Below are 10093 nucleotides of genomic sequence, written 5' to 3'. Positions count from 1 at the left end.
GAAGGGCCGGATACTGTCGGAATTTTGCGTCAATTGCGCGTACAACCGCAAATACGCGATCCGCATTCTTTCGGCAAAGTCCAAACCCGCCCGGAAGAAAAGCGGCCCCCGGCCGGTGTACGACGCGGCGGTTGTCCGGCATTTAAAGGCGTTGTGGCTGGCCACCGGCCAGATGTGTTCGAGCGCAAGCTGGTGGAGAAAACGAAGGTGAACTCAAAGTACATCAAAAAGTACGATACGCCGGCCACCCCCTATCAGCGGTTGCCGGATTCTTCCCATGCCGCCGATGAGGCGAAGGAAAAGCTCCGGGCAGTTCATGCAACGCTGAATCCGTTCCATCTGAAAAAAGAGATTGAGAAAAAACTCCGGGGGTTCTTTAATGATTTACGGTTACCTGAATCTTGAGGCATCGATCAAAAATCCGCGCCTCCTTCGGTTGCCTTTTCCCATGAGGCAACGCGTCCGGCGGCGGCCGCGCCGAAAAGAACCGGGCGGCGCGGGGCGGCGTTTCGCCGCGGCCGCACGCCGCCCAACGGGATCAGCTGTTGACGGTCTGCCGCCGGTGGCGCTTGCGGTCTTCCTCGTTGAGGTACCGCTTGCGCAGGCGGATGAAATCCGGCGTGATCTCGGCCAGTTCGTCGTCTTCGAGGAACTCGAGCGACTGCTCCAGCGAGAGCTTGCGGGGCGGCGCCAACTGCACCATGTCGTCGGAGCCGGAAGCGCGCATGTTGGAGAGCTTCTTGCCGCGCACCACGTTCACCACCATGTCGGTGTCGGTGTTGCACACGCCCACGATCATGCCGACGTAGACATCGGTTCCCGGCTCCACGAAAAATTCGCCGCGGTCCTGCAGCTTGTCCATCGCATAGGCGGTGGAGGTGCCGTCGTCGCCGCTGATCAACACGCCGTTGCGGCGGCCCTGTATGGCGCCGGCCCACGGGATGAAGCTGTGAAAGCTGTGGCTCATCGTGGCGGAGCCGCGGGTATCGGTGAGCAGTTCGCCGTGCATGCCGATGAGGCCGCGCGCCGGGATGGTGAATTCGAGGCGGGATTTCCCCTCCATCTGGGGGGACATGTTCTTCATCATCCCCTTGCGGGATCCGAATTTTTCGATGACCTTGCCGACGTATTCGTCATCCACGTCGACGATGACGAACTCCTCCGGCTCCATCTTCTTGCCGTCGATCTCGCGGGCGATGACTTCGGGGCGGGAGACGGAAAGCTCGTACCCTTCGCGGCGCATCGTTTCGATGAGGATGGAGAGGTGCAGTTCGCCGCGCCCGCTGACGCGGTACGAGTCGCTGTTTTCCACGCGATCCACGCGCAATGCCAGGTTGCTGCGCAGCTCGCGCTCCAGCCGCTCCTGCAGGTGGCGGCCGGTCAGCTTGTCGCCGGTGCGGCCGACGAAGGGGGAGGTGTTCACGCTGAAGTACATCGAGATGGTCGGTTCGTCTATCTCGATGGTCGGCAGCGCCTCGGGGTATTCCTTGTCGGCCAGCGTTTCGCCGATCTCCAGGTCCTTGAAGCCGGCGATGATGACGATGTCGCCGGCCACGGCGGATTCCACCTCTTTACGGGTGATTCCCACGAAGGAGTAGAGTTTCATGATCATGTTGAACGTGATGTTTCCCTCACGGTCGATGCGGGCAATCTGCGTGTTGGTGTTCACCTTTCCGCGCAGGATTTTGCCCACCCCCATGCGGCCGAGGTAATCGCTGTATTCCACCGAAGTGACCAGCATCTGGAACGGCTTGTCCGGTTCCACCTCCGGCGCGTCGACCCGTTCGAGGATGGCGTCGAGCAGCGGCTCCATGTTGACGCCCAACACGGCCGGGTCGAGCGAGGCTATGCCCTGCTTGGCGGAGGTATAGACCACCTTGAAGTCGAGCTGCCGATCGGTTGCGCCCAAGGCCGCGAATAGGTCGAACACCTGATTCAGCACCCAGTCGGGGCGCGCGTCGGCGCGGTCGATCTTGTTGATGACGACTATCGGGGCCAGCCCGAGTTTAAGGGCGTTTTCCAGCACGTACTTGGTTTGCGGCATCGGGCCGTCCACCGCGTCGACGAGCAGGAGCGCGCCGTCCACCATCTTGAGGATGCGCTGCACCTCGCCGCCGAAGTCGTGATGCCCCGGGGTATCGACGATGTTGATCTTCTTCCCCTTCCAGAGAACCGAGGCGTTCTTGGAGAAGATGGTGATGCCGCGCTCTTTTTCGAGGTCGTTGGCATCCATGACCCGCTCTCCCATCCGCTCGTTGTCGCGCATGGTGCCGGTCTGCTTGAAAAGGGTGTCCACCAGCGTGGTTTTGCCGTGGTCGACGTGGGCGATAACGCAAACGTTCCGTATGTCCTGCTGTTTCATTCGTTCAATTCCAATAATTGTTGCGGCCGCTACCGCCGCATATGGGCAATAGTAAAGTTTGTAAGTATATACTATTTCGCCCGCGGATACACTAGTATTGTTCGATGGTGAAGATTATCCGGGCGGTACCCGTATGGGCGGGCATGTTGTTGGCCGTCCCGTTGCTGGCGGGTTGCGGCGGCGGAGGCGGTTCCGCCGCGGCCGTCTGTCCCGCGCCGCCCGCCGCCTGCGACGCGGTTTCGCAGAACCGCTATGTGCATGATTTGATGAAGGATTTTTATTTCTGGGCCGATGCCGCGCCGGTGGTCGATTACGCCGCGTACGCCACCCCCGCCGATGTTCTGGCGGCGATGGTGTATGCCCCCAAAGACCGGTGGAGCTATATAACCTCCGCCTCCACTTTTACCGCCCTTTTTTCGCGGGGAAAATATATCGGTTACGGGCTTGGCGTGAAGCAGGGGAGCGACGGCGTCTGGCGGCTCAACATCGTCTACCCCGGCTCGGCGGCCGCCGCGGCGGGATTGCGGCGTGGTTACGCGGTGACCGGCCTTAATGGCGTACCGGTTGCGCAGATCGCCGCCCAAAACCTCTGGACGCAGCAGTTCGGGGCGGATGCGGCGGGCGTACAGATGGACATCGGATATACCGATGCCTCCGGCGCGGCCGGGAATGTAACGCTGACCAAAGGCGAGGTGACGGTGCCGCCGGTGTATGACGCCCGCGTGCTGCATTACGGCGGGGTTTCAATCGGCTATCTTGCGTTCACCTCCTTTAACGAAACCACCCCCGCGGCGGTGGACGCGGCGTTTGCCGTGTTCCAGAACGCGGGAATACGGGAACTGGTGGTGGACCTGCGCTACAACGGCGGCGGTTTGATGGACGCGTCCGCCTGCATCGCGGGGCGGGTGGCGGACTACCGCGCGGCCGGCGGCGTGTTCGCCCGCTTGCGGCATAATGCGGCGCACCGCGGGTTGGACCGGCTGCTCCGTTTCACCGGCACCGGCCCGGCGGCGTCCGGCGGGCGGGTGGTTGTCATCGCCACCGGCGCAACCGCCTCGGCAAGCGAATCGTTCATCAACGGCCTGAAACCGTTTATGGATGTGGCGGTGATCGGAAGCAAAACCCACGGCAAGCCGGCGGGAATGTACGGCTGTTCCTTTTGCGGCAACGTGATATCGGCGGTCGCCTTTGAGCTGGAAAATGCCCATGCGGAAGGGGGATATTACAACGGCATCCCCGCCACCTGCGCGGCGGACGACGGGTTGACCGTTCCGCTGGGGGATCCGGCGGAGCCGTCGCTGAAAGCGGCGCTGTACTACGCCGCGAACGGGAAGTGTTTGGCAACGGCGCAAAAGCCGGGCGTGGCCGCCGCTTCCGCGCCGCTGACCGGCATCCACCGCGAAGCCGGCGCGCTTTAGCCCACCATCCACGCCGAAGCCGAGGGTGTCGGGGTCTTGCTTTGTAGCATTTGGGTATGGTGGCGAGAGGAATTGCTTGCCCCCGCTGTGTCATCCTGAACCAACGGTGAAGGATATCATTCCGGAAAGGGATTCTTCGCCGTGCTCAGAATGACAACGGGGATTATTCAACACTCCGCCGCCGCATGTTTATTCCGCCGCTTCCGTGCGAATGAATTCGCACCTACCCCGGAGAGGGGAAGGGGATAAAGAGAGCTTGGATAGTATGGCTGGATCCCCGCCTGCGCGGGGATGACGCGGGGGCGGGTTATTTCACGGCGGAGCGGAGGATGGTGTCGCGCGGGACGGATTCCTTGGCCGGACAATCGATATTGTAATGGAGGCCGCGGCTTTCGCGGCGGAGCATGGCGCTTTCGATGACGAGGTCGGCGCAGGTGAGGATGTTGCGCAGTTCGATGAGGTCCGAGGTTACGTTGAAGTCCCAATAATACTGCTTCACTTCATCGCGCACCAGCTTGATGCGCCGCTGGGCGCGCACCAGCCGTTTGTCGGAGCGGACGATGCCGACGTAATTCCACATGGTGCGGCGTATCTCGTCCCAGTTCTGGGCGATGACCACCTGCTCGTCCGAATCGACGGCGTTTCCCGCCGACCAGGGGTTGACGATGTTGATGGAGCGCGGCGCCCATTCTTCCGCCGCTTTTTGCGCGGCGCGGCGGCTGAATACGATGGCCTCCAGCAGGCTGTTGCTGGCGAGGCGGTTGGCGCCATGCACGCCGGTGCAGGCGTTTTCACCGCCGGCGTAGAGGCCCGGCAGCGAGGTGCGCCCCCATAAATCCACATTGATCCCGCCGCAGATGTAGTGCGCGGCGGGCACCACCGGCATCTTGTCCTTTGTTATGTCCAGCCCGTGCGACAGCAATGTGCGGTAAATGTTGGGGAATTTTTCCCGCACCGTCTCCGGCGGCAAATGCGTGGCGTCGAGATGCACGTAGTCGTCGCCCCGCTTTTTCATCTCGGTGTCGATGGCGCGGGCCACCACGTCGCGCGGGGCCAGGCAGCCCATCGGGTGGTATTTCTCCATGAACGTTTCGCCGGTGACCAGCCGCAGCAGCGCCCCCTCCCCCCGCATCGCCTCGGTGATGAGAAACGATTTCACCTCCGGGTGGTAGAGGCAGGTGGGGTGGAACTGCATGAACTCCATATTGGCGATGCCGGCCCCGGCGCGGTAGGCCATCGCTATGCCGTCGCCGGAAGAGATGTCCGGATTCGTGGTGTAGAGGTAGACTTTCCCCATGCCGCCGGCCGCCATGAAGGTGGCGGGGGCGAGGACGGTTTTCACGATGCCGGCGGCGGCGTCCAGCACGAACGCCCCGGCCACCCGCGCCGGGCCGCCCGTTCCTTCGATCTTCGATTGCAGCACGAGGTCGATGGCGGTGTGGTGCTCCATTACGGTGATGTTTTTTTCCAGGCGGGCGGCGGCGATGAGCGCGCGCTCGATCTCCCGGCCGGTGAGGTCTTCGGTGTGGATGATGCGGCGCTTGCTGTGGCCCCCCTCGCGGTGCAGCGAGAGCGGCGCGCCGGGGCCGCCGTCCTGCCGCGTGAAGCGCGCGCCGATGCCGATGAGGTATTCAATGGCGTCGGGACCGGCCTCCACCAGCAGGCGGACCGCTTCTTCCCGGCACAGCCCGTCCCCCGCCTTCAGCGTGTCCTGCACATGCAGCTCAAAGGTGTCGTCCAGCGACGTGACGGCGGCGATCCCCCCCTGCGCGTACTGGGTGTTGGACTCTTTCATCTCCCGCTTGGTGATGATCGCCACGCGCCCCGCGCGGGCCGCGTCGAGGGCGAAAATCAGCCCCGCCATGCCGGAGCCTATGACAAGGTAGTCGAACGTTAAAACGGGGGAAGCGCCGGTGCGTGCCATGCGGTCGTGGGGGAAGCGGGGCGGCTAGACCCGGAACTCAAACTGGTATTGGCCCAGTTCGATCCGGTCCTTGCTTTTCAAATCCTTTTCACCGGTTATTTTTTCGCCGTTCAGTTTCGGCTTGGTGAACCCCCCCATCGGCTTGATGCTGTATTTCCCGGCGCGCCGGGTGATGGCGGCGGCGATGGCGCCGATGGTGATGCCGGGGGTCTTGATATCCGCGCCGTCGCCGGAGCCGAGCAGCGTCGTTTCCTTGTCCAGCTTGTGGAACACCAGCCTGCCGGAGCCGCTGGCGCTTTGATCCATAATGACGATGAGCTGCGCCGCTTCGCTCTTGCGCTTCATCTCCTCTTCTTTGGCTTTTTGCTGTTTCATCATTTCTTCGGCGTTGATCATGACGGTCATGCCGGCCACCTCGGCGGCGCCGAAGAAATCCGATGAGGTCTTTGCCTCCTCTTCGTTGACGAAAAGGATTTCGAATTTGCCGATGTTGATGACGTCGCCGTGATGCAGTTCCTGGCTGGTTATCCGCCCTTTGTTGACGAACGTGCCGTTGGTGCTTTTGAGGTCGTGCAGGATGAAATGGTTTTTCTCCACGGCGATGCGCGCGTGCTTGGCGGAAACGGCGGGGTTTTTAAGGACGATGTCCCCCGTTTCGCGTCCGAAAACGACGCCCGCGGCGAGGGGCTGTTCTTTCACCACTTCGTTGTTGAGCTTGACCACCAGTCTTGCCATATGGGGCTGGATTATACCCCATCACGGGAACGGATGGGTATGGGAATCAGGCCCCCAAATCGAAGGTCAGGGTGAGCACGTTCCCCGCTTCGTTATAGGCGACGGCGGAGGCGAAGGTGCGGATAATGATGATGCCGCGGCCGTGGGGGAGCAACTCCGGGTCGACCTCTTTCTTGAGGAAATGGGACCAATCAAAGCCGGGACCTTCGTCCTCGATCCGGAAGGTGGCGCTCTGCCGGTCGTAGTCATAGCTGATCTTCACGCCGCGTTCGCTGAACGGCGGCAGAGCCATCCGTTCGCCCACGGCCCGCTCGAACAGATCGAAATCATCTTCCTTGAGTTTTGAGGAAACCTCCAGGTTGCCATGCACGATGGCGTTGGTGATGGCCTCTTCCAGCGCCAGTTCCATCGATCCCTTTTTCAGGCTTCCCTGGGAATTGGCGATCAGGTTGGTGAGGTAGAGCGCGGTGGGGCGTATGAGGCGGCGGTCATTGCCCAGCACCATCTCTTTTTTCTCCAGGGTGACGAAATCGGCCACCTGCTTCAGCATGTCGTTTTTTTCCACCTCCTGCACCGCGTACGAGAGGCGTTTTATGATGAGATCCACCTCGGTGGCGTCGGTTATCCCCAGCGCGTCGGCCTGTTCCAGCGCGAAGGAGCGTATCTGCGCCATTTTCCGCCGTTCTTCTTCCAGCGCGCTCTCGTGGGCATGGCGGGCGTCCTCCAGCGACTTGAACATCTGCTCCACCTGCCGGTTGAGGATGGCGATCTCGCGCGAGGTGGCGGGCGCAAGCGCGGAAACGGCCCCATCTTCTTCCATGCGGGCGATGGTATTGGCTATGTCATGCACCGGTTCCATCACCTCTTTGGCAAAGAGCCAATAAAGCGCCCCCCCCAGCGCCAGGATGATGAGCAGCATGCCGGTCACCACATGGGTGGTGAGACGGATCGACGCATCGCGCCATTCGGCGACGTTAAAGGTCATTTCCGACATCCCCAATACCGTCCCGGCGGCGACCGGGTTGCCGTCAAGACCCACGTGGCAGCGGCCGCACCGTTCATCCGCCTTGAAGGGGAAGACGAGGCGGAAGGAGGCGCCGTCCAGTTCGGCGTATTCAGGCAGGGCGCCTTGAAGCACCGCCCGCTCCATGCCGTCGTGCGGCTCTTCCCCATCGCGCATGCCGAACTGCTTGCGGATATGCTCCCCGCGCACCATGCGGAAATCGAACTTCACCTGTTTTTTGAAGTTATCAACCGTGCCGCGCACCGCTTCCGGGTCGCCGGTTGCCATCATCACCGAAAGCAGCCCGGTGCGGATCAGCTCGGCCTCTCCCCTGGCTTGGTTATAAATGGATACCTTGTCCCGCTGGTAAAGGAGGTAGGAAAGAACGATGCAGACGAGTCCCACGCCGATAACGCTGATGAGCGCGAGGCGGCGGAGAATGATTCCCCGCAGCGACCGAAGCTCCCCCTTCAAATTCCCCCCTCCGGATGAAATATTTCCTTACAGTATATCACACGGGATGGTTGGTTATTTTGCCGCGCCCGTTCCGGTTGGTGTCTCAGTTTGAAAAAATATGGCGGGTAGGACAGACAGCAGCCTATAGGCCATCTCCGGAGCGGATGGAAAAAAGCCATTCCGCTCCTCCCATCTTGTCTGTCATCAGCTCGAAAGGGCTGACAAAATTGGCCCTAACGGACCAACGACACGCAGGAATGCGTGTCCTACCGTGAAAATCAGCCCAGTTTGGGGAAGGTGGAACCGACGACCGCGTCGCGCAGCCGCTCGTAGGCGGCGGCGGCGGTGAAGAGGGTCTCTTCGCCGAAGTGGGCCGCCATCAACTGCACGCCGATCGGCCTGCCGTTCGGCGCAAAGCCGCCCGGCACGCTGATGCCGGGGATGCCTGCCAGATTGGCGCTGATGGTGAAAATGTCGCTCAAGTACATCTGCAGCGGGTTATCCGCTTTTTCGCCGATGGTGAAGGCCGGGGTGGGCGCCGTGGGGGTGAGGATCACGTTGCACTTTTTGAACGCCGCGCGGAAGTCGTTGAGTATGAGCGTCCGCGCCTTTTGCGCTTTCAGGTAGTAGGCGTCGTAATAGCCGCTGCTCAAGGTGTAGGTTCCCAGCATGATGCGGCGTTTCACCTCCGGGCCGAACCCTTCGGAGCGGCTGTTCACGTACATGGCGGCGAGGTCGTGGCTCTCTTTGCTGCGGTGGCCGTATCTGACGCCGTCGTAGCGGGCGAGGTTGCTGCTCGCCTCGGCGGTGGCGATGACGTAGTACACCGAGATTCCGTATTCGGTGTGGGGGAGCGATATCTCCTCGATGCGCGCGCCTTCCTTCGCCAGCCGTTCGGCGGCGGTTTTGACCACTGTTTCAACGGCGGGATCGATGCCGCCGACGAGGTATTCCTTCGGCAGGCCGATCACCATCCCTTTCACGTCTTTTTTCAGCGCCGCCGCGTAATCCGGCACCGGCATATCGACGGAGGTGGAGTCGAGCGGGTCGTGCCCCGCCAGCACGTTCATCAGCAGGGCCGTATCTTCCACCGTGCGGGCGAAGGGGCCTATCTGATCCAGCGACGAGGCGAAGGCGACGAGGCCGAAGCGGGAGATGCGCCCATAGGTCGGTTTCAGCCCGACGACGCCGCACAGCGAGGCCGGCTGGCGGATGGAGCCGCCGGTGTCGGAGCCGAGCGAGGCGGGGGCGAAACCGGCCGCCACGGCAGCCGCGGAACCGCCGCTGGAGCCTCCCGGCACCGCATTGAGGTCCCACGGGTTGCGGGTGGTGAAAAACGCGCTGTTCTCCGTGGATGAACCCATGGCGAATTCGTCCAGATTGGTCTTGCCGATAAGCACCGCGCCGGCCCCCCGCAGTTTTTTTACCACGGTGGCGGAGTAGGGAGCGCGGAAGTTTTCCAGTATTTTCGATGCGCAGGTGGTGAGGCGGTCTTCGATGGCGATGTTGTCCTTCACCGCGACGGGGATGCCGAGCAACGGCCCCTTTTCCCCGGCGGCGCGGCGCTTGTCCGCGTCGGCGGCCTGCGCCAGCGCATCCTCTTTTTCCACGCGGAGGAAAGCCTTCACTTGCGGGTCGAGCCGCTCTATCCGCTCCAGCAGGTTTTTCGTGAGCGCGGCGGACGTGGTTTCCCCCGCCGCCAGTTTGCGGGAGAGGGAGGCGATGGTCTCGTTGTGCAGTTCCGCCATGCGCCCGCCTATTCGATGATGCGGGGGACGGAAAAGTAGTTTTTCGCCTGGGCCGGCGCGTTTGCCAGCGACTTGGCGTGGTCGAAGTGCGCGGTGACGGCGTCTTCGCGGAAGACGTTCTCCACCCCGATCACGTGGCTGGTCGGCGGCACGTCGGCCGTATTGAGTTTGCCCAGTTGCTCGATGTGGCCGAGGATGGCGGAGAGGTCGTGGGCCGTCTTCGCCACCTCCCGTTCGCTGATCCTGAGGTTGGCCAGTTTGGCCACCTTCAAGACTTCTTCGGCGGTAAGCATTATTTCCGGTGGGAAGCTTTCTTCGAGCGCCAGCGTTTTTTCAGTTTCTTTTTCTTTGTCGGGCTAGGCATATCGGTCTCTCTCCATCGCAATGAGTGTTTTGGTGTTGCAGGAGTATATCAGGGGAGCGCGGCAAAAACCAGCTTGAGTTGGA

The 10093-nt window shown here is 62.0% G+C and carries 8 protein-coding genes; 2 read left to right on the top strand and 6 right to left on the bottom strand.

Annotation, left to right across the window (positions count from 1 at the left end):
* Positions 1-405 (top strand): hypothetical protein (locus HZA03_05130; GenBank protein ID MBI5637335.1); only part of this gene is annotated, 405 nt, incomplete at its 5' end.
* A gap of 133 nt (positions 406-538) precedes the next feature.
* Here HZA03_05130 and typA read toward each other — a convergent pair.
* Positions 539-2362, bottom strand: a complete 1824-nt coding sequence (typA, locus tag HZA03_05125) for a translational GTPase TypA (GenBank protein ID MBI5637334.1) — start codon at positions 2360-2362, stop codon at positions 539-541.
* A 104-nt stretch (positions 2363-2466) separates the two neighbouring features.
* Between typA and HZA03_05120 the strand changes: the two genes are divergently transcribed.
* Positions 2467-3780 (top strand): hypothetical protein, encoded by a 1314-nt coding sequence (locus HZA03_05120; protein MBI5637333.1) that lies wholly within the window; start codon positions 2467-2469, stop codon positions 3778-3780.
* Between the two features lie 307 nt (positions 3781-4087).
* On the opposite strand, the gene nadB is transcribed toward HZA03_05120, so the two are convergent.
* The 5 genes from nadB to gatC all read right to left on the bottom strand — a co-directional run bounded on the left by nadB (position 4088) and on the right by gatC (position 9939).
* The gene (nadB, locus tag HZA03_05115; protein ID MBI5637332.1) at positions 4088-5704 is read right to left on the bottom strand and encodes an L-aspartate oxidase; all 1617 of its coding nucleotides are present in this window, start codon (positions 5702-5704) and stop codon (positions 4088-4090) included.
* A gap of 24 nt (positions 5705-5728) precedes the next feature.
* The gene (locus tag HZA03_05110; protein MBI5637331.1) at positions 5729-6439 is read right to left on the bottom strand and encodes an FHA domain-containing protein; all 711 of its coding nucleotides are present in this window, start codon (positions 6437-6439) and stop codon (positions 5729-5731) included.
* 46 nt (positions 6440-6485) lie between these two features.
* The gene (locus tag HZA03_05105; GenBank protein ID MBI5637330.1) at positions 6486-7916 is read right to left on the bottom strand and encodes an ATP-binding protein; all 1431 of its coding nucleotides are present in this window, start codon (positions 7914-7916) and stop codon (positions 6486-6488) included.
* 260 nt (positions 7917-8176) lie between these two features.
* A complete protein-coding gene (gene gatA / locus HZA03_05100) occupies positions 8177-9646 on the bottom strand; it encodes an Asp-tRNA(Asn)/Glu-tRNA(Gln) amidotransferase subunit GatA (GenBank protein MBI5637329.1) in 1470 nt (489 codons plus the stop codon).
* 8 nt (positions 9647-9654) lie between these two features.
* Positions 9655-9939, bottom strand: coding sequence for an Asp-tRNA(Asn)/Glu-tRNA(Gln) amidotransferase subunit GatC (gene gatC, locus HZA03_05095; GenBank protein MBI5637328.1), 285 nt, complete (start codon positions 9937-9939; stop codon positions 9655-9657).
* Positions 9940-10093 lie beyond the last annotated feature (154 nt).

Source organism: Nitrospinota bacterium (genome assembly GCA_016217735.1).
Lineage (GTDB): Bacteria > Nitrospinota_A > UBA7883 > JACRGQ01 > JACRGQ01 > JACRGQ01.
This window is presented reverse-complemented; position numbering and strand designations above follow the sequence as displayed.